The organism is Amycolatopsis sp. NPDC054798 (assembly GCF_053611505.1).
In genome coordinates this window covers 64,763-91,201 of the sequence record NZ_JBSHAM010000021.1, presented here as the reverse complement: position 1 = coordinate 91,201, position 26,439 = coordinate 64,763, and the positions used below count along the sequence as shown (strand labels likewise).

Sequence of the window (26,439 nt, the reverse complement as noted above, 5' to 3'; positions counted from 1 at the left end):
AACATCGAATTAGTGGACAACTTGTCTACTAATTTATCCAGGGAGCCCCGATGCGGATCATCACGCTGGAAGAGCACTTCTCCGATCCCGCCCTCACCGCCGCGAGCGCCCCGGTGATGCGCGAACTCGGGCCCGGCTTCGTGCGTGCCTATTCGGCCGCCGAGGGCAATGCCACCTCCGCCACCGCGGCGCCGGCGGAACGACTCGAAGAACTCGGCGAAGCCCGGATCGCGGACATGGACCGGCACGGCATCACCACGCAGGTCCTTTCCGGGCTGTGGGGGCAGCAGGCGCCCGCCGACGTCGCGCCCGAATTGGCCCGCCGCGCCAACGACACCGCAGCCGCAGCGGTCGCCGCGTACCCCGGCCGGTTCGCCGCTTTCGCCACGCTGGGCACCGCCGCGCCCGAAGCCGCGGCGCGGGAACTGGCCCGGTGCGTGTCCGAACAGGGGTTCGTCGGCACCCTGATCACCGGGCGGACCGAAGGCGAATTCCTCGACGCCCCGCGGTTCGCCCCGGTGCTGGCCGCCGCGGCCCGGCTGCGAGTGCCGATCTATCTCCACCCCGGCCTGCCGCCGCGAGCGGTCACCGACGCCTCCTACGGCGGCCTCGATCCGGTGGTCACCGCGCGGTTCCAGGCCGCTGCCTGGGGCTGGCACGTGGAAACCGCGACGCATTTCGTGCACCTGGTGCTGTCCGGGGTGTTCGACCGGCATCCGGAACTGCAGGTGATCCTCGGGCATTGGGGGGAGATGATCCCGTTCTACCTGGACCGGCTCGACGACCAGCTGCCCGCGCGGATCACCGGCCTGGACCGCTCCTTCGCCGAGTACTTCCGGGAGAACGCGCACATCACGCCGTCCGGCATGTTCAGCCAGGCACAGCTGCGGTTCTGCCTCGAGAAGATCGGCGCGGACCGGATCCTCCACTCGGTCGACTACCCGTTCGTCGGCAACGACGGGGCGGCCGCGTTCCTCGCCAATTCCGGACTGTCCGCGGAGGACCGGCACCGCATCGCGCACGTTAACGCGGAAAAGCTGCTCGGCGTGTGAGCCGCTTGCCCAGAAAATGCTTGGGGCATAAGAAAAGCGGCGAGGAACCTGTCGGGTCCTCGCCGCTTCTCCGCTGCGGTTGGTCAGGCCAGCGCGGTTTCCACGGGGGTGTGGGGGAGGCCGTGGGCGGTGGCGACGGGGGCGTTGGTCAGGGCGCCCGAGTGGGTGTTGAGGCCCAGGGCGAGGGAGGGGTCGGCGGAGAGGGCCTGCTTCCAGCCCTTGTCTGCCAACTGGACTGCGTAGGGCAGGGTGACGTTGGTGAGGCCGTAGGTGCTGGTGCGCGGGACGGCACCGGGCATGTTGGCCACGCAGTAGAAGACCGAGTTGTGGACCGTGTAGGTCGGGTCGTCGTGGGTGGTCGGGCGCGAGTCGGCGAAGCAGCCGCCCTGGTCGATGGCGATGTCGACGAGGACGCTGCCCGGCTTCATGCGGGAGACCAGGTCGTTGGAGACCAGCTTCGGAGCCTTCGCGCCGGGGACCAGGACTGCGCCGATGACCATGTCAGCCTCGAGGACCGACTGCTCCACGGAGAGGCGGTTCGAGGTGACGGTGCGGATGCGGCCGCCGAAGTCGTTGTCGATCTGGCGGAGACGGTCGACGTTGGTGTCCAGGATTTCCACGTCCGAGCCAAGGCCGAGGGCGACGCGGGCGGCGTTGAGGCCTGCGACGCCGCCGCCGATGACGACGACTCGCGCGGGGTGCACGCCGGGGATGCCGCCGGGCAGGACGCCGCGGCCGCCGCTCGGCTTCATCAGGGCGTAGGCGCCGACCTGCGGGGCCAGCCGGCCCGCGACCTCGGACATCGGGGCCAGCAGCGGCAGCGCGCCGTTCGGCTTCTGCACGGTTTCGTAAGCGATCGCGGTGGTGCCGGCGGCCAGCAGCGCGTCGGTCAGCGGCCGGTCCGCGGCGATGTGCAGGTAGGTGAACAGCACCAGATCCTTGCGCAGGCGCGGATACTCCTCGGCGATCGGCTCCTTCACCTTCAGCACCAGCTCGCCCTCGGACCACGTCTCGTCCGCGGTGGCGAGCACCTTGGCGCCCGCGGCGACGTACTCCTCGTCCGTGATGGACGACCCGATCCCGGCACCCGTCTCGACGAAGACGTCGTGCCCGCGACCGACCAGCTCGTGCACGCCGGCCGGGGTCAACGCGACCCGGTACTCGTGCTTCTTGATCTCACGGGGAACGGCGATGCGCACTGTCCTGCCTCCTGGCGGCGGTTCTGTCGAAGGTGTTGCCACTCACGGTGATCTACCCGGACGGCGGTGTCATCATTCCGCCGCCACAGTCTTGAGCCCGGTCGGTAGTGCTGGGAGGACAACGCTCTTGACCTCGACCGCACTTGAGGTAGTTGGCTGGCCACCGGCGGAGACTCGAGGAAGGGCTTAGATGCGAGCGGTGTGGCTGCGGGAGTTCGGCGGGCCGGCGGTGCTGGAGGCGGGGGACGCCCCCGATCCGGCCCCCGGACCGGGGCAGGTGCTGATCGAGGTGGCGTTCGCCAACGTCACCTTCGTGGAAACACAGTTCCGGGCGAGCGGGACCGGGCCGTTCGCCGGTTCGCTGCCGATGGTGCCAGGGAACGGCGTCGGCGGGGTGATCAGCCGTGCCGGGGAGGGCGTGGACCCGGCGCTGGTCGGGAAACGCGTGGTGACGTCGACCGGCGGCAGCGGCGGTTACGCCCAGCGGGTGGTCGTGGACGCGGGGCTGGTGTTCCCGGTGCCGCACGCGCTGAGCCTCGACGCGGCCGTCGCGTTGCTGGCCGACGGCCGTACGGCCACCGGGCTGGTGCACGCGACCGAGGTGGCACCGGGGGAACGGGTGCTCGTCGAGGCGGCCGCTGGCGGGGTCGGGAGCCTCTTGGTGCAGCTGGCGAAGGCCGCGGGCGCGGAGGTCGTGGCAGCCGCGGGCGGACCGGAAAAGCTTGCCCGCGCCCGGGAATTGGGTGCGGACCTGGCGGTCGACTACACCGATCCGCAGTGGACCGCGGAAGCCGGCGAGGTGGACGTGGTGTTCGACGGCGTGGGAGGCGCGGTCGGCACCGCGGCGTTCACCCTGGTGCGGCCCGGCGGCCGGATGGCGATCTACGGTCTGGCAAGCGGTTCGTGGACGGAAGTGTCCGAAGAGGACGCTGCCGCGCGGGGCGTCAAACTGGTCCGGTCGATCGGCGACGCGGCGGCGATGCGCGGCTACACCGAGTCGGCTCTGGCGGCTGCCGCGGCCGGACAGCTCACGCCGGTGATCGGGCAGCGGTTCCCGCTGGAGCGCGCGGCCGACGCGCACGCGGCGATCGAATCGCGCGGCACGATCGGGAAAACGCTGCTGGTCGCGTGAAACGGTTTCGCTGCTCGTCGCCTGGCGGCGACATTGCGCCTCGTTGGTGGGTGGGCACCCCGAAGCCGATTGTGCTGACGGTTCGAGGGGCTTGTCAAGGCGGGAAAGATGCCTTGACAAGCCCCTCGAACCGCAGAGAAGGCTTCGTATCGGGGTGCAGGGCCGGGTGTGGCTGCGCTGTGGGTTAGGTGCGTTGGCTGCGGTTCGCGGGGTCGCGAGGTCCGTGAGGGCTGGCCCCGGCTGCTGAGAAAAACCTCCGGATGGTCCCGGATTCGTTGCGGGCCAACGACCTCAGCTACGAGGTCAGCTCCAGCGGAGTGCGATCAACTGGGTGAGCAGAGCCAGCCGGACATCTGGGTCGTCAAGATTCAGCGGAACCAGTTCCAGCAGCCGTTTCATCCGGTACCGCAACGTGTTCGGGTGGATCCGCAGTCGTTCGGCGGCGGCGCGGGGGTCGCCGGGGTGGCGGAGCCATTCGTAGAGAGTGTCGACGTACCCGGCGTTGCTCGCCTCGTCGTGTGCGCGCAGCACGCCGAGCGGGCCGAGTTCGGACACCTGCGCCGCCGCTGCTCCGGCGGCGGCGCGGTGCAGGACCAGCGCGGTCCACGCTTCGTCGTACGCCACGACGCGACCCTCGACCAGTCCCGCCCGCAGCAAACCCAGCGCTTCGTCCGCTTGGGCGCGCGACGCGGCCAGCGCGGTCGGATCACCTGGCGCACCGGCCGCCGCGCGCGGAAGCCCGCCTCGGCGTGAAGCGGGCTGGGCGAGCAGCGCGTCCCGCAGTTCCGGCCAGCCGCCCTCGCCGGGACGATCCGGCACCACGACGTACAGCAACCCGCCCAGCTCAGCCGCGACCGGACGGCGTCCGAAACCCTGCGAAATCCGTTCCAGCAAAGCCAGCAACAGCCCCTCGGCGTCCCGGCTGTCGCCGCCGCTGACGTCCACGACGACGACTCGGTGCGGTTCGTCGGACAGGTCCAGTTCGGCGACCACCCGGCGCGGCGGGACCTGACCTTCCAAGACCGCGCGCAACAGTTCGGCGGAAGCCCGGCGCTGCGCGTCCGTGTGGGCGCGCCGCCGCAGCAGGTGCAGCGCGACCACCGGGGCGGCGTCCGCGAAAGCCGCCGCGCGCTCGTCGGAAACCGGACCCGGGACCACGGCCCACATCGAACCCAGCAGTTCGCCGCCCATCCGGATCGGCACGATCAGCCGCGGCAGGGTGCCGTCGCGCTGCGCCGGGACGAAGATCGTCTGCCGCCCGCGGGAAAGCTCGCGGAAGACGCCGCGCGAGCGGAACCGGGCCAGCACGTCGTCCGGGATGCGGCGGCCCATGATCGTCGCGACGCGTGCGGGGTCGGTGAGGTCCTGGCGGGCGGAGTAGGCGAGGACGCGCGAGTTGGTGTCCTCGATCGTCACCGACGCGTCGACTACCGCTGCCACGGCGTCGGCGAGCCGGAAAAGGTCGCCGGAACCGGGGTCGCCGCCTTCCTCGAGTGCTTCGGATTCGTCGGCGAGAGCGTCCAAAACCGTGCGCAACAGCCAGACCAGCTGCGCCCACGACGTCGCCGCGTGCACCTGGATCAGCGCGATCCCCGCTGTCTTCGCCGCGCGCCGCACTGACTGTTTCGCGGCCAACGGCGGTTTCAGCAGCACCGCTGCCGCACCCTGCCCGGCGCTCACCCGGACGAGTGCCGCGGCCTCGGCCGACTCGATCGTGGCGACGCCCAGCACCAAGTCACCCGCCGCGATGGTGGACTCCGCACCCGGCTCGGCGATCACCACGTCGCCGACCGCCGGGCAGTCTTCTGGCACGAGAAGCGCGTGGAGCAGCGTCGGACCGACCCGGTCCACGACGCTGCGCACCGAAACCACAGCTACCTCCAGCGCTTCTGACGTTCTTGCTGGAACGGTAGAAGACTGCACCGGTTTCGCCACCCGCGGCACTAGTTAGCGCGTCCGACCTTCGGCCACGGCTTGAAGTACGACACCAGCGTCGCCAGCAAAAGCAGGGTCAGCCCGACGCTCATCGCACCCGTGCCCGACACCGCGTTCGCGCCGACGATCTCGCCCCGCGCCGCCTGCTCGCCGTGCGCGACGAAAGACGGGACCACCAGCAAGTTTCCTCCGGTGAACAGAGCGAGCGTCGCCAGCAGCTTCCACAGCACCCAGTGGTAGCGCACCAGCTTCCACTTCGTGCCGAGACCGAGCACGACCCCGGTCGCCAGCGCGAGCAGGCTGGCCGGGAAATAGATCGCGCCGGCGAGCACCCCGGCGATGACGTTCGCGCTGCGCGTGGTCACCGGATCGAAGCCGGCCACCGCGAGAACGCTGCACACCAGCACCGCGAGTTCGGCTCCAATCCAGCCGACCGACGTGACGACGTGGCTGAACAGGAACCACTTCCGGGTCGACGGCCGCATTCTCCAGTCCATGCGCCTGAGCGTGCGCCGCGAAGCAGGGTCGCGTCGTCCGTCAGCGCTCGGCACTTGTTCCTACGTCCGGGTGCGTAGGGCTCTCATCCCGTGAGAGCGGTTGGGCGTTTCGTCCGGCCTGGTTAGCGTCGGCGCCCAGCCGACCCGATCCCGACCGCTAGGAGCGAGCACATGCCGGAAGACAGCACGAGCTGGTCCTTCGAGACCAAGCAGATCCACGCGGGGGCGGCGCCCGACCCGGCCACCGGCGCCCGCGCCACGCCGATCTACCAGACCACCTCGTACGTCTTCCGCGACACTCAGCACGGGGCCGATCTGTTCAGCCTCGCCGAGCCCGGCCACATCTACACCCGGATCAACAACCCGACCCAGGACGTTCTGGAGCAGCGCGTCGCCACCCTCGAAGGCGGCGTCGCCGGTCTCGCCTTCGCCTCCGGTTCGGCGGCGGTCACCGCGGCGATCCTGACCCTGGCCAGCGCGGGCGACCACTTCGTCACGAGCCCGTCGCTCTACGGCGGCACCTACAACCTGTTCCACTACACGCTGCCGAAGCTCGGCATCGAGGTCACCTTCATCGACGACCAGGACGACGCGGAGCAGTGGCGGGCCGCGATCCGGCCGAACACCAAGCTGTTCTTCGCCGAGACGCTGGCCAACCCGAGCAGCGCCGTCCTCGACATCCGCAAGGTCGCCGACGTGGCGCACGAGTCAGGCGTCCCGCTGGTCGTGGACAACACCGTGCCGACGCCGTACCTGGTTCGCCCGATCGAGCACGGCGCGGACATCGTCGTGCACTCGGCGACGAAGTACCTCGGCGGCCACGGCACGACGGTCGCGGGTGTGCTGGTCGACGGCGGCACGTTCGACTTCGGCAAGGACCCGGGCCGTTTCCCGGGCTTCAACGAACCCGACCCGAGCTACCACGGTCTCAAGTACTGGGAGGCGCTCGGCCCGGGTGCGTTCGCGGCCAAGGCGCGCGTGCAGATCCTGCGCGACACCGGCGCGGCGATCGCCCCGCTGAACAGTTTCCTCATCCTGCAGGGCATCGAGACGCTGTCGCTGCGCGTGGAGCGGCACTCCGCCAACGCGCAGTCCCTCGCGGAATGGCTCGAAGAGCGCGACGAGGTCGAGAAGGTGTACTACGCCGGTCTGCCGTCGAGCCCGTATCACGCGGCTGCGCAGAAGTACCTGCCGCGCGGCGTTGGCGCGGTGCTGTCGTTCGAGCTGCGCGGCGGCGTCGAGGCGGGCCGGAAGTTCGTCGACGGCACCGAGCTGCACAGCCAGCTGGTGAACCTCGGCGACGTGCGAAGCCTGATCGTGCACCCGGCGTCGACCACACACAGCCAGCTCGGCCCCGAAGAGCAGGTCGCCGCAGGCGTCACGCCGGGTCTCGTGCGGCTCGCCGTCGGCTTGGAAGGAATCGAGGACCTGAAGGCCGACCTCGAGGCGGGCTTCCGGGCCGCCAAGGCGGCGCTGTGACCGATCCCGGCGCGAGTCTCCCGCCCGTCACCGGCGCGTGGCGGGCGGGGGACCCACCCGGCAGCCGGCAATGGTTCACCGGCCCCGGCGCACTCGCGCTGGAGGCCGGGGCGACCCTGCCCAGCTACACCCTCGCCTACGAAACGTGGGGAACGCTCAACTCCGACGCGTCCAACGCCGTCCTCGTCGAGCACGCCCTCACCGGCGACAGCCACGCCGCCGGTCCCGCCGGTCCCGGCCATCCCAGTCCCGGATGGTGGGACGGACTGATCGGCCCCGGCAAGGCCTTCGACACCGGCGAACTGTTCGTCGTCGCCCCTAACGTGCTCGGCGGTTGTCAGGGGTCGACCGGCCCGTCCTCGCTCGCACCGGACGGCCAGGCATGGGGCAGCCGATTCCCGAACTTGACCGTCCGAGACCAGGTCAACGCCGAAGCGGCACTCGCGGACGCACTCGGCATCGAACGCTGGGCAGCCGTCGCGGGCGGATCGATGGGCGGAATGCGAGCCCTCGAATGGGCGGTAACTCAACCCGAACGGGTCGCCTCGGCGCTCGTCCTCGCCTCGACCGCCCGCGCGTCGGCCGAGCAGATCGCTTGGGCCGCCCCTCAACTGCACGCGATCCGAAGCGACCTGGCCTGGCACGGCGGCGACTACTACACCGCGGCCGAAGGACCCCACCGCGGACTGGGCGTGGCGCGGCGAATCGCGCACATCACCTACCGCTGCGAACCCGAACTGGAAACGCGTTTCGGGAACCGCCCGCAGGAGGGCGAAGATCCGCTGGCTGGCGGTCGCTTCGCGGTTGAGTCCTATCTGGACCATCACGCGGACAAACTCGTCCACCGTTTCGACGCGGGTTCCTACGTGGTGCTCACCGAATCCATGAACACCCACGACGTCGGCCGCGACCGCGGCGGGGTAGCCGCGGCCTTGAGCCGGGTCACCGCGCGCACGGTGGTCGCCGCGGTGGACAGCGACCGGCTCTATCCGCCGTATCAGTCGCGCGAGATCGCGACGGCGGTCGGCGGCGAGGCGACTGTGCTGTCGTCGCCGTACGGCCACGACTCGTTCCTCATCGAGACCGAGCAGATCGCCGCTTTGGTCAAGACTTTGCTGGGCTGAACGCCAGGAAGGCCGCCTTGAGCGAACTCAAGGCGGCCTTCCCGAATCCTGCCGGACGTCAGCCGATCGCCGAGGTCAGCGGTGAGTAGTAACCGCCCCGCTGCCCAGCGGCAGTCGGGTGGTACGACTCGTCCACCGGCCAGGTCAGGCTGTGCAGATAGTCGCTAGCCGACGAGCAGATGTTGTGCCCGACGAACGCCGACCGGACGTCCACGAACTTCCCGCCTGCCGCGGAAACCCGCGACGACAGCACCGACGCCAGGGTGTCCGCCCCGGAGTTGATCGCCGACCGCTTCGTGTCGCTCAGCCCGACGCTGCACGACCCGGGCACGGTGTAGAAGCGCGGGTAAGACAGCACGACCAGTTGAGCGCTGGGCGCCTTGCTCTTGGCCGCCGAGTACACCTTGTCCAGCAGTCCGGGCAGGGTGTTCTGGACGTAGGTCTTGGCGGTGTTGACCCGGTCCACGCAGGTCTGGTCGCTGCCCAGCGTGCACGTCTTGATCACGTCGGTGAACCCGGCGTCGTTGCCGCCGACGGTGAGCGTGATCAGGGTGGCGTTGGACGGCATCGAGCTGATCTGGTTCAGCACGTCGCCGGTCTTCGCGCCCGAGCAGGCGAGGAAGGTGAAATTGGTGCCGGAGTGGGCGTTGGCCCACAGCTGGCCGTAGGCGTTGGCACTGCGTTTGCAGCCGCCGGAATCGCCGTAGCTCCCGGCGCCCACTCCGGAGGAGTAGGAGTCGCCGAGCGCGACGTAGTTTTGCGACGCAGCGCTCGCGGTGTTGGCGAAGCCGAGCGAGGCAGCGAGAGCGACCCCCAGGGCCGCGCACATCCGAAGGACGCGTCGTGATGGTTGACGGGTGTTTGCAGCCATAGGTCACTCCTGTCGTGACAGCTTGACGCGGTAAAGCTTTACCAGGTGCAATCCCCACGAGACACCCCTGAAATCCGGGTGCGTCCACTTGGCTCAAGCAGGAAGTAGGACCGGAAGTTAGCGTTCGCTAACCGCGGGACCTACTATGTGCGGATGTCGGCGAATTCCCTCCCACTGGTGAACGGCGCGAAGCCGAACAGACGGGAACAGATCCTCTCCGCCGCCGCCGAGCTGTTCGCCCACCACGGTTTCCACGGCGTCGGCATCGACGACATCGGCGCGGCCGTCGGCATCTCCGGTCCCGCGCTGTACCGGCACTTCCGCAGCAAGGACGCCATTCTCGGGGAAATGCTGAACTCGATCAGCCACTACCTGCTCGAAGGCGGCACCGCGCGCGCCGAAGCGGGCGGCACCCCGGACGAACTGCTGGCCGCGCTCGTGCGGTTCCACGTCGACTTCGCGCTCGAACATCCGTCGCTCATCACCGTGCAGGAGCGCAATCTCGCGAATCTCACCGACGGTGACCGCAAGCAGGTGCGTGCGCTCCAGCGGCAGTACGTCGAGGTGTGGGTGCGGGCGATTCGCGAAGCTGTGCCCGGACTCGGCGAACGTCAGGCGCGGTCGGCGGCACACGCCGTGTTCGGCTTGATCAACTCGACGCCCTACAACCGCCATCTCGGTGACGCCGCGCTCGCCGAACTGCTCTGCCGGCTCGCGCTGGGCGCCCTTTCCGCCGCGGGCTGAGGCCGCGATCCGGGGTATCCCGCCGACCGCCGGTCTGGTGTTTGATAGGCACGTGACCGCGGACCGGAGCGAAGGCGAGCAGCGGCTCGTCGAGAAGGCACAGCGCGCGCTCGTCGCCATCAGTCTTGGCGAGGACACGGAGGCGCTGGAAGAGGTCACGCCCTCGTCCGAGGAGCCGCGCGAACGCGACGAGGAGACCAAAGAGCTGATGCTGCTGCTCTTCGGCGAGTGCAGCGCGATGGTGTCGACGCTCGGTGACGGCGGCACCGCCCCGGTCAAGGTGCAGGTTTTCGACGAGGCGGGCGAAGAGGTTTCGATCGACCAGGCCGATCCGCCGGTCCGCACCGCCGTCCGCACGCTGCTCGCCGAGGTGCACGGCAACACCGCCGCCGCACGCGAACAGGTCGAGATCGCGTTGGCGAGCGCCGCTCCGAACGAGGTCGACAGCCTGCTGCTGCAGGCGCTGCGCTGGACGATCCGGCTGTCGGTCGAATGCCTCGAACGGGATCTGCCGGTGGCCGGCTGGATCTCCGACGCCGTCGCGGGCTGAACTGTTCCCCATTTCACCCGGCCGCGTGGCCGGGTGCCTTGTGCTGGGCTGGACACGGCGGTTAACGAGCACTAACATCTCCGGCGGAGTTAACGACCGCTAACGTCTCGACGGAGAGTCATGGACACGCCGGTACTGCGCAGTTCCGCGGATCCGAACAGCGACACCTTCACCCGCAGCGTCACTTCGCACGGAGAACTGGTCGAGGATCTGCACAAGCGGCTCGCCGCCGCCCGGCTCGGCGGGCCGGAGAAGTCGCGCGCCCGCCATGTGGAACGCGGCAAACTGCTGCCGCGCGACCGGGTGGACGCGCTGCTGGACCCGGGATCCCCGTTCCTCGAGCTTTCCCCGCTCGCCGCGACCGGGCTGTACGACGACGAGGCCCCGTCGGCGGGCATCATCACCGGGATCGGGCGGGTGTCCGGCCGCGAATGCGTGATCGTGGCCAACGACGCCACGGTCAAGGGCGGCACGTACTACCCGATGACGGTGAAGAAGCACCTCCGGGCGCAGGAAGTCGCGCTGCACAACAATCTGCCGTGCATCTACCTGGTCGACTCGGGCGGCGCGTTCCTGCCGCGTCAGGACGAGGTCTTCCCGGACCGCGAGCACTTCGGCCGGATCTTCTACAACCAGGCCACCATGTCCGCGCGCGGCATTCCGCAGATCGCCGCCGTGCTCGGTTCGTGCACCGCGGGCGGCGCGTACGTCCCGGCGATGAGCGACGAAGCGGTCATCGTGCGCAATCAGGGCACGATTTTCCTCGGCGGCCCGCCGCTGGTGAAGGCCGCGACCGGCGAGGTCGTCACGGCTGAGGAACTGGGCGGCGGCGACGTGCACGCTCGCCAGTCCGGCGTCACCGACCATCTCGCGGACGACGACGCGCACGCGCTGCGCATTGTCCGCGACATCGTCTCCACCCTCGGCCCGCGCACGCCGCGGCCGTGGGACGTCAAGGCGATCGAGCCGCCCGCGGTGGACGAACGCGAACTGTACGGCGTGGTGCCGACGGATTCGCGCACCCCGTACGACGTGCGCGAAGTCATCGCCCGCGTCGTCGACGGCAGCCGGTTCGCGGAGTTCAAAAAGGAATACGGCTCGACGCTCGTCACCGGCTTCGCGCGCATCCACGGCCACCCGGTCGGCATCATCGCGAACAACGGCGTGCTGTTCGCCGAGTCCGCGATGAAGGGCGCGCACTTCATCGAACTGTGCGACCGGCGTTCGATCCCGTTGGTGTTCCTGCAGAACATCACCGGCTTCATGGTCGGCCGCGCGTACGAGGCGGGCGGAATCGCCAAGCACGGCGCGAAAATGGTCACCGCGGTGGCTTGTGCGCGGGTGCCGAAGTTCACTGTGATCATCGGCGGCTCGTTCGGTGCGGGCAACTACTCCATGTGCGGCCGGGCGTATTCGCCGCGGTTCCTGTGGATGTGGCCGAACGCGCGGATTTCCGTGATGGGCGGCGAGCAGGCGGCGTCGGTGCTGTCGACAGTGCGCCGCGACGCCATCGAGGGCCGCGGCGGCGAATGGTCCACTGAGGACGAAGAGACCTTCAAGGACCCGATCCGCGAGCAGTACGAGGAACAGGGCAGCCCGTACTACTCCACCGCGCGGCTGTGGGACGACGGCGTGATCGACCCGGCGGACACCCGCACGGTGCTCGGTCTCGCGCTGTCGGCCGCGGCCAACGCGCCCTTGCCCGAGGTCAACTACGGCGTCTTCCGGATGTGATGAGCGTGTTCGAGACTGTTTTGGTCGCCAACCGCGGGGAGATCGCGGTTCGCGTAATCCGGTCGCTGCGTGCGCTCGGGATCCGTTCGGTCGCGGTGTACAGCGACGCGGACGCCGACGCCCGGCACGTGCGCGAGGCCGACACCGCGGTGCGCCTCGGCCCGGCCGAAGCGGCGAAGAGCTACCTGTCGATTCCGGCGATTGTCGCTGCGGCAAAGGAAACCGGTGCGCAGGCGGTGCACCCGGGGTACGGCTTCCTCGCCGAGAACACCGCGTTCGCGCGGGCTTGCGCGGAGGCCGGGCTGGTGTTCATCGGCCCGCCGCCGGAAGCGATCGACAAGATGGGCGACAAGATCCGGGCGAAGGCCACGGTGTCCGCGGCCGGGGTGCCGGTGGTTCCTGGTTCGTCCGATGTGGACATTCCGGAGGGCGGGTTCGCCGAAGCAGCCGCGAAAGTCGGTTATCCGCTGCTGCTGAAGCCGTCCGCCGGCGGTGGCGGCAAGGGCATGCGCCTGGTGCACGAAGAGTCCGAACTGGACGCTGCGATCGAGTCCGCGCGCCGGGAGGCGAAGAGTTCGTTCGGCGACGACACGCTGCTCATGGAGCGGTTCGTCACCACGCCGCGGCACATCGAAATCCAGGTGCTGGCCGACACTCACGGCACCGTGCTGCACCTCGGCGAACGCGAGTGCAGCCTGCAGCGGCGGCACCAGAAGATCATCGAGGAAGCGCCGTCGGTGCTGCTCGACGAGGCCACGCGGGCGAAAATGGGCGCGGCGGCAGCGGAAGCCGCGCGGTCGGTGGGTTACGTCGGCGCGGGCACTGTCGAGTTCATCATGTCCGCGCACAACCCGGACGAGTTCTTCTTCATGGAGATGAACACCCGGTTGCAGGTCGAGCACCCGGTCACGGAAATGGTGACCGGTCTCGACCTGGTGTCCTGGCAGGTGCGGGTGGCGGCAGGGGAGCCACTCGGCCTGACGCAGGACGACGTGCGCCTCGACGGGCACGCGGTCGAAGCCCGCGTCTACGCCGAGGATCCGGCGCGTGGGTTCATCCCGACCGGTGGCACGGTGCTGGCCGTGCACGAGCCCTCCGGTGCCGGTGTGCGGGTGGACTCGTGGATGTCGGTCGGCGCGGTGGTCGGGTCGAACTACGACCCGATGCTGGCGAAGATCATCGCGCACGGGCCGGACCGGGCCTCGGCGCTGCAGAAACTGGACCGCGCGCTCGCCGACACCGCGTTGCTCGGTCTTGGCACGAACATCGCGTTCCTGCGCGGTCTGCTCGCCGACGAGGACGTCCGCGCCGGAAAGCTGGACACCGAACTGGTGGACCGGCGACTGTCCGAACTGGTCTCCTCGGACGTCCCGCCGGAGTTTTTCGTCGCCGCGGCAATGGATCGGCTGCTCTCGCTGCAGCCGACCGGCGCGATCGTGGACCCGTGGGACGTCCCGAGCGGATGGCGGCTCAGCGGTCCCGGCGGGGTCACCTTCCGCTTGCGCACTGGGGAAAACCAGGCGGTGGTGCGCATCGAGGGCACACCGTCGGACGCTTCGGTGCGCGTGGACGACGCCGAGCCGGTGCGTGTTTCCGCGCGCCGCGAAGGCGATCTGCTTGAAGTCCGCCGGGCGACCGGCGTGGAGCGGTACCGCTGCGCCGAAGGTCCACAACGGACAGTGTGGCTGGCCCGCGAAGGCCGGTCGTTCGCGTTCGCCGACCAGGAAGTGACGCTGTCCTCGCGCGGCGAGGCGGCGGGCGCTGGTCCGGTGAAGAGCCCGATGCCGGGAACGGTGCTGGTGGTGAAGGCCGCCGAAGGCGACGTGGTGAGCGCGGGGACGCCGCTGCTGGTCGTCGAGGCGATGAAGATGGAGCACACCGTGACCGCGCCGATCGACGGTGTGGTGACTGAGCTTTCGGTGCGGGTCGGCCAGCAGGTCGCCCTCGACGAGACGCTGGCCGTGGTGAGCGCAGCAGAGGAGAAGCAGTGATCGACTTCCGGCTGGACGAGGAATACGAAGCGCTTCGCAAGACGGTCGAGGACTTCGCGCAGGCGGAGGTCGCGCCGGTGATCGGCCCGCTGTACGAGAAGGAAGAATTCCCGTACGAGCTGGTCGCCAAAATGGGCGAGATGGGACTGTTCGGCCTGCCGTTCCCGGAGGAATTCGGCGGCATGGGCGGGGATTACTTCGCGCTGTGCCTCGCGCTGGAGGAGCTGGCGCGGGTCGACTCCTCGGTCGCGATCACGCTGGAGGCGGGGGTTTCGCTCGGCGCGATGCCCATCTACCGCTTCGGCACCCAGGAGCAGAAGGAAACCTGGCTGCCGATGCTGACCACGGCCGAGGCGCTCGGCGGATTCGGCCTCACCGAACCCGGCGGCGGCTCCGACGCGGGAGCCACCCGCACGCGCGCCCGTCTCGACGGCGACGAGTGGGTCATCAACGGCAGCAAGGCGTTCATCACCAACTCCGGCACCGACATCACGAAATTGGTCACCGTCACCGCGGTCACCGACGTGATGGAGAACGGCCGCAAGGAGATCTCGGCGATCATCGTCCCGTCCGGCACGCCGGGCTTCGCGGTGGCGCCGAAGTACTCGAAGGTCGGCTGGAACTGCTCGGACACCCACGAACTGTCCTTTTCGGACGTCCGGGTGCCCGCGGAGAACCTGGTGGGCAAGCGGGGCCGCGGCTACGCGCAGTTCCTGTCCATTCTGGACGAGGGCCGGGTGGCGATCGCCGCGCTGAGCGTCGGCCTCGCGCAGGGCTGCGTCGACGAATGCCTGAAGTATGCGAAGGACCGCGTCGCGTTCGGCCACCGGATCGGCGAGTACCAGGCGATCCAGTTCAAAATCGCGGACATGGAAGTACGCGCGCACACCGCGCGTCTCGCGTATTACCAAGCGGCGTCGAAGATGCTGCGCGGCGAACCGTTCAAGAAGGAAGCGTCGATCGCGAAACTGGTGGCGTCGAACGCGGCGATGGACAACGCCAGGGACGCGACGCAGATCTTCGGCGGATACGGCTTCATGAACGAATTCCCGGTCAGCCGTTTCTACCGCGACGCGAAAATCCTGGAAATCGGCGAGGGCACCAGCGAGGTCCAGCGGATGCTCATCGCGCGCCACCTCGGGGTCGGCGCCTGAGACCCGGCGCCGCCGGGACGTCCGGGCGGAGTCCCGGCGGCGCTGCTTCAAGATCCCTATGGTGGAGCCATGGAGTTCACCATCCGGCCTGGGGCTGCCGGAGACGCAGACGTACTGCTGGGGTTTTTCGACGAGGCCGTCGAATGGCTGGTCGCGCGGGGAAGCGCGGGCCAATGGGGCACCGAGCCGTGGAGCAAGATCCCGAAGCGGGTCGAGCGGGTGCGCGAGTACGCGGCCGATCCGGAATTCCGGATGGCGGAGATCGACGGGAAACCCGCGGGCGCGCTGATCCTCGGGCAGGCGATGCCGTACGCCCCGAAGGTCGACGAGCCTGAGCTGTACGTCCGGCTGTTGATCACTTCCCGCCGGTTCACCGGGCACCGGGTCGGCTCCCGGCTGCTGGAGCACGCGATGGCCGAGGCGAAACGACGCGGGGTCGACCTCGTGCGCGTCGACTGCTGGGCGGGCGGCGACGGCGATCTGCCGCGTTACTACGAGAGCCAGGGCTTCAAGCCGACCGAGCAGTTCACCGTCGACGGCTGGCTCGGCCAGGTCCTGGAACAACGGGTTGGGGGATAGCGGCGCGGCCTGACCAGGAGGACCATATTGGCTAAGTGTCAATAGAGCCGAGGAGTCCGCCATGGCCAGGCAGTCGCTCTCCGGGAAGGTCGTCGTTGTCACGGGCGGCGCGCAGGGCATCGGGGCGGCCACCGCCGCCGCGCTGCACCGGCGGGGCGCCCAGCTCGTGCTCGGCGACCTCGACCGGATCCGTGCCGAGAAAACCGTTGGCGAGCTGGGTCCGGACGTGGTCGCGTCGCCGCTGGACGTCACCGACACGGCCGCCTTCACCGCGTTCCTGGACGACGTCGAACGCACCGTCGGGCCGATCGACGTGCTGATCAACAACGCCGGCATCATGCCGCTTTCGCCGCTGGACGAAGAGGACGACGCGGCCACGCGCCGGATGTTGGAGATCAACGTGCACGCGGTCGTGCACGGCACTCGCGAGGCCGTCAAACGGATGAAGCCGCGCGGCCGCGGGCACATCGTGAATGTGGCGTCGATGGCCGGAAAGTCCGGATTCGCCGGTGCGGCCACGTACTGCGCCACGAAACACGCGGTGGTCGGGCTGTCCGAGGCGGTGCGGCTGGAGCTGCGCGGCACCGGCGTCGAGGTGTCGTGCGTGATGCCCGCGGTGGTGCGCACCGAACTCGCGTCTGGGCTGGGCGAAGCGCGGTTCATCAAGTCCGTCGGTCCGGAGGATGTCGCGGCGGCGATCGTCGACGCGTTGGAACGCCCGAAGTTCGACGTTTTCGTGCCGAAATCGCTCGATCTGACCGGCCGGATCACCCGGCTGTTCCCGCGCGCGTTCGGCGAATGGCTGGTGCGCGCGCTCGGCGGCGACCAGCTGCTGGCGTCCGCCGCGCATTCGCCCGAGCGCGCCGAGTACGAGGGACGGGCGGCCCGGAGCGCGCCGTCGGCCGTCCCGCCTGGTGGGAGCGTCTGAGGTGGAGGGGCGCTTGCCAGGTGCTTGCGGGAGTGGCGTGTTGATGCCGCGCCCGCGCGCAGTGCAAGATGCCCCGCAGACAACGAGTTCCAGGAGGCGCTGAATGGTTTCCCCACCGGCCCGGTTGGCCGCAGCGGCGGCCAACGTCGTGGGCAAGGTGTTCCAGGGTGGGGTCGCCGATCTGCGGCCGATGCCGAGGGTGCTGATCGACCAGGGACCCAACCGGTCGGTGTACCGGATGACGCACGGCGCCGGCGAAGCCTCGGGTCCGCCGGTGCTGCTGGTGCCGCCGCTGGCCGCGCCCGCGCTGTGCTTCGACCTGCGCCGCGGCTGCAGCCTCATCGAGCACCTGGTGGAAGGCGGGCGGCCGACCTACCTCGTGGACTACGGCATGGTCGCGTTCTCCGACCGCCGCCTCGGCATCGAGCACTGGATCGACGAGGTGCTGCCGAGGGCGATCCGGAAGGTCAGCGAGGACGCCGGCGGACAGGGCGTGCACCTGGTGTCGTGGTCGCTCGGCGGCATCTTCTCCATGCTCGTCAGCGCGGACCAGCCGGGCCTGCCGATCGAATCGATCACCGCGGTCGGCTCGCCGGTCGATTTCACCGCGATCCCGATCGTCGCGCCGTTCCGCCCGCTCGTGGACCTCACCGGCGGGCATCTGCTCACCCCGGTGTACCGGGTGTTCGGCGGCGCACCGTCCTATTTGGTCACCCGGGTGTTCCGGGCCACCGGGATCTCCAAGGAAATCACGAAACCTCTGGCGATCCTGAAAAACCTCGACGACCGCGACTATCTCGCGCAGATCGAGGCGGTGGACCACTTCATGAGCAACATGTACGCCTACCCCGGGCGGACGTTCGGCCAGCTGTACCACCGGCTGTTCCGCACGAACGACCTCGCCGAGGGCACCGTCGACCTGAACGGGCGCAAGATCAGCCTGTCCGACGTGAACACGCCGATGCTGGTGGTGGCGGGCGAAACCGACACCATCGCGCCGAGGGCGTCGGTGGAACGCGTGGTGCAGCTGCTGGAAAACGCGCCGGAAGTCCGGTTCCGCACCGCGCCCGGCGGGCACCTCGGCGTGCTGACCGGCCGCCGCGCCCGGGGCACGACCTGGCGGTACCTCGACGAGTTCCTGGACGAACGGGTCAGCTGACCGGGTTCTGGCCGGGTTGCTGAGGGAAGAACCACGTCCGCACGTCGCGGGTGAGCAGCGCGCGCAGCGCGAGCCCGGCGAAAATCAGCGGCAGCAGGCCGGGCAGCCCCTGGCTGAGCAGTGTGATCAGGCTGTTGAGCACCAAGAGGCTTTCGATGACCGCGGCGGTCACGTAGGCCCACTGCTGGCGCTTCGGCAACACGACCGCGCACACCGCGAGCGCGATGGCGGTCGTGTAGGTGATCACGATGTAGAGCTGCGTGAGGCTGATCAGTTCGAGCAGCGAAACGCCGGCCATCCCGGCCAGCAGCAGCGGTCCGATCGCGCTCAGCGCGACTTGGATCCACAGGAAGATGCGGGCCTGTTTCAGGTCGGCCGGCGCCACCGGAGCGGTCATGCCGGGCAGATCAGGGCATTTCCGCGCGTTTTCGCGGGGCGGAGATCAATCCGATATCCGCGCGAGGCCGGTAAAAAACCGGCGGTACCGTGGGCCGGTGATCGCTGCATACGTGACGTCTCTCGGCGACAGTTCCGAGATCAAGGTCGGCCCGCTTCCGGATCCTGAGCCGGGCCCGCGCGAGGTGCTGGTGAAAGTCTCCGCGGTGGCGGTGAACCACGTCGACACCTTCATCCGTTCCGGCGCTTATCCCACTGATGTTTCGTTTCCGTTCGTCATCGGCCGGGACTTGGTGGGCACCGTTGTCTCTTCGCCAGTAGACCGTTTCGCCCCCGGCGACCGCGTGTGGTGCAACAGCCTCGGCCACGACGGACGGCAGGGCTCCTTCGCCGAGTACTGCGCGGTGCCAGAGGACCGGCTATACCGTTTGCCAGAAGGGGTTTCCGACGACGCCGTCGCCGTTCTGCACACCGCCGCCACCGCGTACCTGGGCCTCTTCGAGCACGCTGACGCCAGTTACGGCGAGACGATCGCGGTGTTCGGCGCGGGCGGCGGTGTCGGCAGCGCGGTCGTCCAACTTGCTTCCACCGCTGGCCTGCGCGTCATCGCGACCGCCCGCGCCGAGGACGCGGAATGGTGCCGGGAATGCGGTGCCGAAGAGGTTTTCGACTATTCCGATCCCGACCTCTACCGCAAACTCCCCGTGGTGGACCTGTTGTGGGACAACGGAGGCCGCCACGACCTGGTGTCGGCTGTGCCGTTGCTGTCCCGTGGCGGCCGCATCGTGGCGATGGCCGGAATGCTGTCGACACCGACGCTGCCGATCGGCGAGCTGTACACGCGTGATGCCAGCATCCGCGGTTTCGCTATCAGCAACGCCGGTGTCTCCGCCTTGGGCTCCGCCGCCCGCGTCCTCAACCGGGCCCTGTCGACCGGAATTCTCCGTCCCCGGATCGGCACTCGGCTGCCGCTGTCGGACGCCGCCGAGGCGCACCGTTTGCTGGAATCCGGCGAGGCGCGCGGCCGGATCGTGCTTGAGGTTTAAGCCGCGCTGGCGTAAGCAATTGGAAACAGGTACAAGAGCCCGCGACAATCCACCGCCGCGATGCGTGAGGTGTGCGATGCGACCGAAAACCTGCCCGGAATGCCTGGGCTCCGGAATGGACCGGGACCGGAAGATCTGCCCGAAGTGCGGCGGGCTAGGGGACATCTACGAATTCAGCAGGACTCAGAGGGTGAGGACGACCTTGCCCTGAAGATGACCGCCGTCGAGCAGCCGATGCGCGTCGGCGATGCGCTCGAACGGGAACGTCTCCTGCACGTGGACCCGGAGTTTGCCCTGGTCCACCAGTTCGACGAGGCTGCGCAGGCCGACCGGATCCGGATCGACCGCGATGCCGCTGAAGCGCATGCCCGCCGCCTCGAACTTCGCGATCAGCTCCGTGTCTTCGTCAGCGACCGCCGTCACCAGATGCCCTCCGGGACGGAGCACCCCAAGCGACCGTTCGACGGTGTCGCCGCCGAGAGTGTCGAGCACAACGTCGATATCGCGGACTGCTTCGGCGAAATCGACCTTCGTGTAGTCGATGACTTCGTCGGTGCCGAGCCCTTCGACGAACTCCCGCTTGCTCTCACTGGCAGTCGCGATGACGTGCGCGCCAAGGGCTTTCGCGATCTGGATCGCGACGTGCCCGACCCCGCCGCCACCGCCGTGGACCAGCACGCGGTCGCCCGCCGCGATGCCGCCGAGGTCGACCAGCCCCTGCCACGCCGTCAGCCCGACGATCGGCAACGCGGCGGCCTCGACGTGGGAAAGCTCCTTCGGCTTGCGCACCAGATGCAATGCAGGTGCCGCCACGACCTCGGCGTACGCGTTGGCCGCGCGGGGAAACAGCGGCATGCCGAACACTTCGTCGCCCGGCCGGAACCGCCAGGTCAAGGCCTCTTCGACCACTCCGCTGACATCCCAGCCGAGCACGAACGGCGGCTGGCCGAGCAACGGGAATTCGCCTGCGCGCAGCCGCGCCTCCAACGGATTCAACCCGATCGCCTTGACGCGGACGAGGACCTCGGTCGGCAAAGCCCGGGGCTCGGGCGCGTCCGCGATCGTGAGCACTTCGGGGCCGCCGAGCTTCTGCTGGGTGATGACTCGCATGACTCTCCTGATTTCTGGAGGGGAACAAAAACCAGGCTAGGATTCCGATAGGTACCTGCGGGTACCTTTGACTCCATGAGCGATTACGGTCCTGGTGGGGTCTTCCTCTCCGACTGCCCGGCGCGCTTGGCCGTCGAGCTGATCGCCGACAAGTGGACCGTGGTTGTGCTCGCCGGTCTCAGCAGGGGGCCGGTCCGGCACGGCGATCTGGTCGAGCTGATCGGCGGGATCTCGCGGAAGGTGCTGACCCAGACCCTGCGTCGGCTGGAAGCGCACGGGCTCGTCCGCCGCCAGGCTTATGCCGAGGCACCGCCGCGGGTGGAGTACGAGCTGACTCCGCTGGGGGCGACGTTGACCGAGCCGATCCAGACGCTGACGGAGTGGGCTAGGACGAACGGGGACGCGGTCCTCGCGGCGTTGGATGCCCACCACGGCTGAGCGGTCCGCCAGCTGAGACGGTTCAATCCGCGCTGATACTTTCATTTTTCTACGATTTCAATCGTTGAGTATTGCTGATGCTGCTCTTATCGCAATACGTGAAATAGCTGACGTTGTCACGATTCGGATGCGGAACGGCGACGGCTGACGACGTTGCGCAACAGGGGCCGGTCCCTGCGCGACCCTGCAAGCGGTGGAGGGGGGCCGACGGTGAACCAAGGAGCAAGCGTCCCGCTGCCGTCCGTCGTGGGACGGCAGCGCAGAAAACCGGCGCGTCGCTGACGACGCGCCCTTGGTTCCTGAATCGCGCACCCAACCAAACGGAAAATACTATGAGCGTTCCAGAAGATCGCGGTGTGGTTAAGTTCGAGGATCATGACAACCGGAACAGCCGTTCGATTCGGCGGATGGAACTGGAGTTCGTCGAAGCCAGGTTGGACAGTTTCTCGCTCAAGGCGCAGTCCGTTGAGCAACTTCACTCGTCGTTGGACAAGGTCGACGTCATCATCGCCCGGCAGCGGAAGAAGCTCGCGCTGAACAAGGAGGCGCTGGCAACGGAAAGCAGCGCGAAAGGGCGTTCGGACGCGCTGCGCAAGGTGAATGCCAACCGCAGTGCGCTGAAGCTGTCCCTGGAGCGCCGCGAGGAGATCCTTGAGCTGATCAACGGGTTGACCGTCGGGCAGGAGATCCACAAACTCAGAAACGCGGTGTCCGGGGTCGACGACGCTGGCACCAAGGAGAAGTTCCACCAGCTGCTCGGCGAGTTCGAAAGCAAGACCGGGGAGATCGACGGGGAGCTGAAAGAAACCAGCCGGAAGATCGCCGAGGTCGAGGCCGCCGCGATGGCCGCGGAAATCGACAAGTACGAGCGGAAGGCCAAGGTGTGGCAGAACTTCCTCGCCAAGGAATCCGTCGCGACCTATGTCGGAGGGGCGATCCTGCTGGTGATGTGCCTTTCCGTGGTGGCCGCGATGTTCGCTCGCGTGGAGATCAACCAGGTGCTGTCCAGCGCTTTCCTGCTGGTGCTCGGATACTTCTTCGGCCAATCCACCGGGAAGAAGCAGATGGAATGAGCAACGCCGCCCGGCCCGCGGCGAAGCGGACTACTTCAGCTCAGCCGAGGTCTTCCCCAGCACCCGCCGAGCCACGGTCAGCTGCTGAAACGGACTATCCCGCTGTCGGCCGCCATGCTGGCCGAGATCGACGACCACGAGGACGGTTCCCTTCCGCGGCCGTCACGCTGCCCTGGCGGAGCACTGAGGGGCGCGGCTGCTGATGACGGGAAAGGCGGCCGGCGGCACCGGACGACCTGATCACGAAACCGGTCCCCATCGACGAGAAAGCCGCCCGGTCTCACGCCCCCTGAGAAGGGCAAGCGACCAGGCGGCTTTCCGTTACGTCACAACTACTTCAGCTCAGCCGAGGTCTTCCCCAGCACCCGCCGAGCCACGATCAGCTGCTGAATCTGCTGCGTACCCTCGAAGATGTCCAGGATCTTGGCGTCCCGGGACCACTTCTCCAGCAGCGATTCCTCCGTATACCCATACGCCCCAGCGAGTTCGACGCACTTCAACGTCACGTCGACCACCGTCCGCCCCGCCTTGGCTTTCGCCATCGACGCCTGCAGGGAGTTCGGCTGGCGGTTGTCCGCCATCCACGCCGACTCCAGCGTCAGCAGATACGCCGCCTCGTAATCCGCTTCCAGCTGCAGGAAAGTCGCGGCCGCGGCGTGCTGCGTCAACGCCGGGCGGTCGTAATCGATGACCACTCCGGCTTCGGTCAGGATGCGGCGAGTCTCGTCCAGTGCCGCCCGGGCGACGCCGATCGCCATCGCGGCCACCAGCGGGCGGGTGTTGTCGAAGGTCTGCATGACCCCGGCGAAACCCTTGGCCGTGTCGATTTCCGGCGTGCCCAGGAGGTTTTCGGCAGGCACGCGGCAGTTTTCGAAGCGCAGCACGGCGGTGTCGGACGCGCGGATGCCGAGTTTGTGCTCCACGCGCACGACCTCGAAGCCGGGCGTGCCCTTCTCCACCACGAACGATTTGATCGCGGCGCGGCCCTTCGTGCGGTCCAGCGTCGCCCAGACCACGACGGCGTCGGCGCGCTGGCCGGACGTCACGAAGATCTTTTCGCCGTTCAGGATGTAGTCGTCGCCGTCTTTGGTGGCCGTCGTGGTGATGGCGGCCGAGTCCGAGCCGCAGCCGGGTTCGGTGATCGCCATCGCGGCCCACAAGCCCTTGAAACGCTCGAGCTGCTCGTCGGTCGCCACCGAGCCGATCGCGGCGTTGCCGAGGCCCTGGCGCGGCATGGACAGCAGCAGGCCGACGTCGCCCCAGCACATTTCGATCGTGCCGAGCACCACGTTCAGGTTGGCGCCGTTGCGGTTTCCTTTGGGGCCGTCGTCCTTTTCGGACCGGCGGACGCCGGCCGCGCCAGCGCCGCCTTCGCCGGACGAGTTCAGTCCGTCCAGCAGCGCGGCGAACATGTCCAATTCGGACGGATAGGTGTGCTCGGCGCGGTCGTACTTGCGCGAGATCGGCCGGAACACCTCGGCCGCGGCCTGGTACGCCTGGTTGATCAGCGCACCGGCCTTCTTCGGAGCTTCCAGGTTGATCATCGGATTGCCTTTCGCAGCAAGAAAAAGATCAGAGGAGGACGGCGCCTTCCATCACGCCGATCGCCCGCAGGTCGCGGTACCAGCGCTCCACCGCATGCTCCTTCACGAACCCGTGCCCGCCCAGCAGCTGCACCCCGGCGTTGCCGATCTGCATGCCCTTGTCCGTCGCGAGCTTCCGGGCGAGCGCCGCTTCCCGTGCGTACTCCTTGCCCTGCTCGGCCCGGGCCGCCGCGCGCAGCGTGACCAGGCGCAGACCCTCCAGTTCGATCGCGATGTCCGCTACCGAGAACGCGACCGCCTGCCGGTGGCTGATCGGCTCGCCGAACGCGGTGCGCTCGTTCACGTAAGGCACGACGTAGTCCAGCACGGCCTTGCCGACGCCGGCCGCGAGCGCCGCCCAGCCGAGCCGGGAAAGCCGGACGACCTCGGTGAAAACGTCCGCCTTGCCGCCGCCGAGCAGTGCGCCGGCGGGCAGCGAAACCTTCTCCAGGTGCAGTTTTCCGGTGGCCGCGCCGCGCAGGCCCATCGCGGGTTCGGACTCGATCGTCACGCCGGAGTTGGACGACTCGACCAGGAACAGCGCCGGGCCACGACCCTCCAGATCGGCCGAGACAATGAACAGCTCGGCCTCCGCCGCGCGCGGGACGAGCGACTTCACGCCGTCGAGCTGGTAGCCCTTCGGGGTGCGCTTCGCCTTGGTCGCGGGTTTGAACGGATCGAACAGCGGCGTCCGCTCCAGCAGCGCGAGCGCCGCGGCGGGCACCTGCTCGCCGGTGAACGCGGGCACGTAGTCGGCCTGCTGCTGCTCGTCGCCCCACGCGACCAGCGCGGTGCTCACCGCCGACGGTGCCAGCACAGCCACCGCCAGTCCGAGGTCTCCGTGCGCCAGCGCCTCCGCGACCAGCGCGTTCGTGACGACCGAACGCTCAGTGCCCGCGCCGCCCAGCTCTTCCGGAATGCCGACGAGGCTGACGCCCAGCTCGGCCGCGCGGCTCAGCAGGCCCTCCGGCGCGGCGAGCTTCTCGTCGGCGTCCGCGGCGGCCGGACGCAGCTGTTCGGCGGCGAATTCGCTGACCGTTTCGACGATGAGCTTCTGGTCCTCGTCCGGCGTCAGGTCGAACAGACCGCGGTCGTCCGGTTTCGCCAGCCGGGCCGGTTTGCCCAGCCGCTGGACCGAGGTGAACGACCGGGTCGCCGCCCCCGCCGCGCGGAAACCGTTGCGGGTCCCCGTCTTGACCAGGTTCTGCACCGGTCCGCGCAGCCCGACCCGGTCGATCGCCTTGCTCCCGGCCAACCGGGTGAGCGCGGCCAGGCCGAGGCCCATCGCGTCTCGTTTCCTTGGCGCAGCCATGCAGCATCTCCCTCGCGTTACCTACTCACGAGTAGGTTAACGTGGCGACGAGGAATCCGCCAGTGCGGCCCGGCTCACCCGTCGACCGGCCGCCGGGCCAGCGACGTGCGTTCGAACGCGATGAGCAGCAGGACCGAGGCCGTGACGATCAGCAGCAGCAACGACGCGGGCACGTGTCCGAGCAGTGGGGTGAGCGCGAGCAGCACCGCCGCGAGCACGAGCCGCTGCCGGTTCCAGCTGCCGAGGTTGCGCCGCCGCAGCGAGCTGAGCGCGACCAGGTAGAGCGCGAGTCCGCCGGTCAGCGCCCACAGCGCGACGCCGTGCAGCGCGTCCGCCGGGCTGTGGTGCACGGAGTCGGACAGGGTGAGGAATGTCTTCTTCAACCCGAGCGCGACGAGGACGATTCCGGCGATGAGCGGCAGGTGGAGATAGGTGTAGGAGTCGGTGGCGAGCTTGGTCCGCGCGATCCCCTCGGCCTTGGCGAGCCTCCGCTCGGCGACGTTCGCGACCAGGTCGAAGTACGTCCACCACATCCCCGCGGCGAGCGCGATCCCGCAGATCGCCGACCCGGCGACGAGCCAGGTGACCGGCACGTGCCCGATCCCGATGCCGATCGCCACGACCGATTCGCCGAGCGCGATGATCACGATCAGCCCGAACCGCTCGGCGAAGTGCGCGGGCGAGTTCAGCCGCCAGCCCGCGGGGCCGGACAGGTAGACGTTGAGGTAGTCCACCGCCAGCGCGGCCACCCACAACACCGGTTGCCACGGCCCGCCCACCACGTCGGCGACGGCCAGCAACGCGAGGCTCGGGAGCAGTCCGCGCAGCATCTTCAGCAGCACCCGGCGCAAGTCGGCGTCGTGCCGCGCGGCTCCGAGGTAGGCGACGATCTGCAGCAGTCGCACGACGCCGTAGCAGGCGACGAACAGCAATGGCCCGTCGAGCCCGCCCGGTTCATTGGTGAATGCCTGCGGCACCGCGAGCGCGACGAGGAACATCACCGCCATCGCGCCGAACATCGCCAGGCGTGCGATGCCGTGGTCGACGTGGATCGTGGTGCCGAGCCAGGCGTAACTGCACCAGCACCACCACAGCACCATCAGCACCAGCAGTCCCTCGGCTACGCCGAGCAGGCTCAGATGCCCGGACATCAGCTCGGTCGTCTGCGTGATGGCGTAGACGAAGACCAGGTCGAAGAAAAGCTCAAGGGTCGTGACGCGGTGGCCTTCGTCCGCGCGAACCAGATGCAGCCGTCTCGTGGGCACGGCAGATGCTTGCACGTCAGGAGGCTCGACCGGGCGGTTTCGCAGAGGTCCGTGAAGGACTCCTTGAGGGAATCAGATTCCCTCAAGG

At 68.7% G+C, this 26,439-nt stretch carries 24 protein-coding genes; 15 read left to right on the top strand and 9 right to left on the bottom strand.

Translation table 11 applies throughout. From position 1 onward, the window contains the following. Positions 1-50 precede the first annotated feature (50 nt). Positions 51-1,052 carry an amidohydrolase family protein gene (locus tag ACWGIC_RS16025; RefSeq protein ID WP_452076683.1) on the top strand — a complete coding sequence of 334 codons (1,002 nt, stop codon included), beginning with the start codon at positions 51-53 and terminating at the stop codon, positions 1,050-1,052. 83 nt (positions 1,053-1,135) lie between these two features. Here ACWGIC_RS16025 and ald read toward each other — a convergent pair whose 3' ends face one another. After that, positions 1,136-2,251 (bottom strand): alanine dehydrogenase, encoded by a 1,116-nt coding sequence (ald, locus tag ACWGIC_RS16020; protein ID WP_452076682.1) that lies wholly within the window; start codon positions 2,249-2,251, stop codon positions 1,136-1,138. Positions 2,252-2,441: 190 nt separating this feature from the next. Here ald and ACWGIC_RS16015 point away from each other — a divergent pair, with 190 nt between their 5' ends. After that, positions 2,442-3,383: a zinc-binding dehydrogenase gene (locus tag ACWGIC_RS16015; protein WP_452076681.1), complete on the top strand. Its 942-nt coding sequence runs from the start codon at positions 2,442-2,444 to the stop codon at positions 3,381-3,383. Positions 3,384-3,686: 303 nt separating this feature from the next. Here the strand turns inward: ACWGIC_RS16015 and ACWGIC_RS16010 are convergent, their stop codons facing one another. Next, positions 3,687-5,255 (bottom strand): PucR family transcriptional regulator, encoded by a 1,569-nt coding sequence (locus tag ACWGIC_RS16010; protein ID WP_452076680.1) that lies wholly within the window; start codon positions 5,253-5,255, stop codon positions 3,687-3,689. A gap of 71 nt (positions 5,256-5,326) precedes the next feature. Then, positions 5,327-5,815 (bottom strand): hypothetical protein, encoded by a 489-nt coding sequence (locus tag ACWGIC_RS16005; RefSeq protein WP_452076679.1) that lies wholly within the window; start codon positions 5,813-5,815, stop codon positions 5,327-5,329. A gap of 171 nt (positions 5,816-5,986) precedes the next feature. Here ACWGIC_RS16005 and ACWGIC_RS16000 point away from each other — a divergent pair, with 171 nt between their 5' ends. Beyond that, positions 5,987-7,294, top strand: a complete 1,308-nt coding sequence (locus ACWGIC_RS16000; protein WP_452076678.1) for a bifunctional o-acetylhomoserine/o-acetylserine sulfhydrylase — start codon at positions 5,987-5,989, stop codon at positions 7,292-7,294. Beyond that, a complete protein-coding gene (metX, locus tag ACWGIC_RS15995; protein ID WP_452076677.1) occupies positions 7,291-8,418 on the top strand; it encodes a homoserine O-acetyltransferase MetX in 1,128 nt (375 codons plus the stop codon). The genes ACWGIC_RS16000 and metX overlap by 4 nt, the downstream gene beginning before the upstream one ends. Before the next feature lie 58 nt (positions 8,419-8,476). Here metX and ACWGIC_RS15990 read toward each other — a convergent pair whose 3' ends face one another. After that, a complete protein-coding gene (locus ACWGIC_RS15990) occupies positions 8,477-9,247 on the bottom strand; it encodes an SGNH/GDSL hydrolase family protein (RefSeq protein ID WP_452076676.1) in 771 nt (256 codons plus the stop codon). Between the two features lie 195 nt (positions 9,248-9,442). On the opposite strand from ACWGIC_RS15990, the gene ACWGIC_RS15985 reads away from it, so the two are divergent. The 8 genes from ACWGIC_RS15985 to ACWGIC_RS15950 all read left to right on the top strand — a co-directional run bounded on the left by ACWGIC_RS15985 (position 9,443) and on the right by ACWGIC_RS15950 (position 18,128). Beyond that, positions 9,443-10,033: an SACE_7040 family transcriptional regulator gene (locus ACWGIC_RS15985; RefSeq protein ID WP_452076675.1), complete on the top strand. Its 591-nt coding sequence runs from the start codon at positions 9,443-9,445 to the stop codon at positions 10,031-10,033. Positions 10,034-10,085: 52 nt separating this feature from the next. Then, on the top strand, positions 10,086-10,583 hold the full coding sequence (locus tag ACWGIC_RS15980) for a hypothetical protein (RefSeq protein WP_452076674.1): 498 nt from the start codon (positions 10,086-10,088) through the stop codon (positions 10,581-10,583). Positions 10,584-10,703: 120 nt separating this feature from the next. Beyond that, positions 10,704-12,317: a carboxyl transferase domain-containing protein gene (locus ACWGIC_RS15975; protein ID WP_452076673.1), complete on the top strand. Its 1,614-nt coding sequence runs from the start codon at positions 10,704-10,706 to the stop codon at positions 12,315-12,317. A gap of 5 nt (positions 12,318-12,322) precedes the next feature. After that, positions 12,323-14,308: an acetyl/propionyl/methylcrotonyl-CoA carboxylase subunit alpha gene (locus ACWGIC_RS15970; protein WP_452076672.1), complete on the top strand. Its 1,986-nt coding sequence runs from the start codon at positions 12,323-12,325 to the stop codon at positions 14,306-14,308. Next, entirely contained in the window at positions 14,305-15,462 is a 1,158-nt protein-coding gene (locus tag ACWGIC_RS15965; protein WP_452076671.1) for an acyl-CoA dehydrogenase family protein, read from the top strand. Before ACWGIC_RS15970 ends, ACWGIC_RS15965 begins: the two co-directional genes overlap by 4 nt. Before the next feature lie 69 nt (positions 15,463-15,531). Beyond that, positions 15,532-16,041: a GNAT family N-acetyltransferase gene (locus ACWGIC_RS15960; RefSeq protein WP_452076670.1), complete on the top strand. Its 510-nt coding sequence runs from the start codon at positions 15,532-15,534 to the stop codon at positions 16,039-16,041. Between the two features lie 61 nt (positions 16,042-16,102). Further along, entirely contained in the window at positions 16,103-16,969 is an 867-nt protein-coding gene (locus tag ACWGIC_RS15955; RefSeq protein ID WP_452076669.1) for an SDR family oxidoreductase, read from the top strand. Between the two features lie 103 nt (positions 16,970-17,072). Further along, positions 17,073-18,128, top strand: coding sequence for an alpha/beta hydrolase (locus tag ACWGIC_RS15950; RefSeq protein ID WP_452076668.1), 1,056 nt, complete (start codon positions 17,073-17,075; stop codon positions 18,126-18,128). On the opposite strand, the gene ACWGIC_RS15945 is transcribed toward ACWGIC_RS15950, so the two are convergent. Beyond that, a complete protein-coding gene (locus ACWGIC_RS15945) occupies positions 18,121-18,525 on the bottom strand; it encodes a hypothetical protein (protein WP_452076667.1) in 405 nt (134 codons plus the stop codon). The genes ACWGIC_RS15950 and ACWGIC_RS15945 overlap by 8 nt on opposite strands. A gap of 97 nt (positions 18,526-18,622) precedes the next feature. On the opposite strand from ACWGIC_RS15945, the gene ACWGIC_RS15940 reads away from it, so the two are divergent. Next, positions 18,623-19,570, top strand: a complete 948-nt coding sequence (locus ACWGIC_RS15940; RefSeq protein ID WP_452076666.1) for an NADPH:quinone reductase — start codon at positions 18,623-18,625, stop codon at positions 19,568-19,570. Between the two features lie 183 nt (positions 19,571-19,753). On the opposite strand, the gene ACWGIC_RS15935 is transcribed toward ACWGIC_RS15940, so the two are convergent. After that, entirely contained in the window at positions 19,754-20,680 is a 927-nt protein-coding gene (locus tag ACWGIC_RS15935; RefSeq protein WP_452076665.1) for an NADP-dependent oxidoreductase, read from the bottom strand. Positions 20,681-20,755: 75 nt separating this feature from the next. Here ACWGIC_RS15935 and ACWGIC_RS15930 point away from each other — a divergent pair, with 75 nt between their 5' ends. Together ACWGIC_RS15930 and ACWGIC_RS15925 are read left to right on the top strand one after the other, a co-directional pair. Then, entirely contained in the window at positions 20,756-21,118 is a 363-nt protein-coding gene (locus ACWGIC_RS15930) for a winged helix-turn-helix transcriptional regulator (protein WP_452076664.1), read from the top strand. A 407-nt stretch (positions 21,119-21,525) separates the two neighbouring features. Continuing rightward, complete coding sequence (locus ACWGIC_RS15925) at positions 21,526-22,191, top strand: hypothetical protein (RefSeq protein WP_452076663.1); 666 nt, start codon at positions 21,526-21,528, stop codon at positions 22,189-22,191. A gap of 332 nt (positions 22,192-22,523) precedes the next feature. On the opposite strand, the gene ACWGIC_RS15920 is transcribed toward ACWGIC_RS15925, so the two are convergent. From ACWGIC_RS15920 to ACWGIC_RS15910, 3 genes are all read right to left on the bottom strand, one after another. Next, on the bottom strand, positions 22,524-23,735 hold the full coding sequence (locus ACWGIC_RS15920; RefSeq protein WP_409462718.1) for an acyl-CoA dehydrogenase family protein: 1,212 nt from the start codon (positions 23,733-23,735) through the stop codon (positions 22,524-22,526). A 28-nt stretch (positions 23,736-23,763) separates the two neighbouring features. Beyond that, a complete protein-coding gene (locus ACWGIC_RS15915; protein WP_452076702.1) occupies positions 23,764-25,059 on the bottom strand; it encodes an acyl-CoA dehydrogenase family protein in 1,296 nt (431 codons plus the stop codon). Positions 25,060-25,160: 101 nt separating this feature from the next. Further along, on the bottom strand, positions 25,161-26,351 hold the full coding sequence (locus tag ACWGIC_RS15910; RefSeq protein ID WP_452076662.1) for a low temperature requirement protein A: 1,191 nt from the start codon (positions 26,349-26,351) through the stop codon (positions 25,161-25,163). Positions 26,352-26,439: the final 88 nt, after the last annotated feature.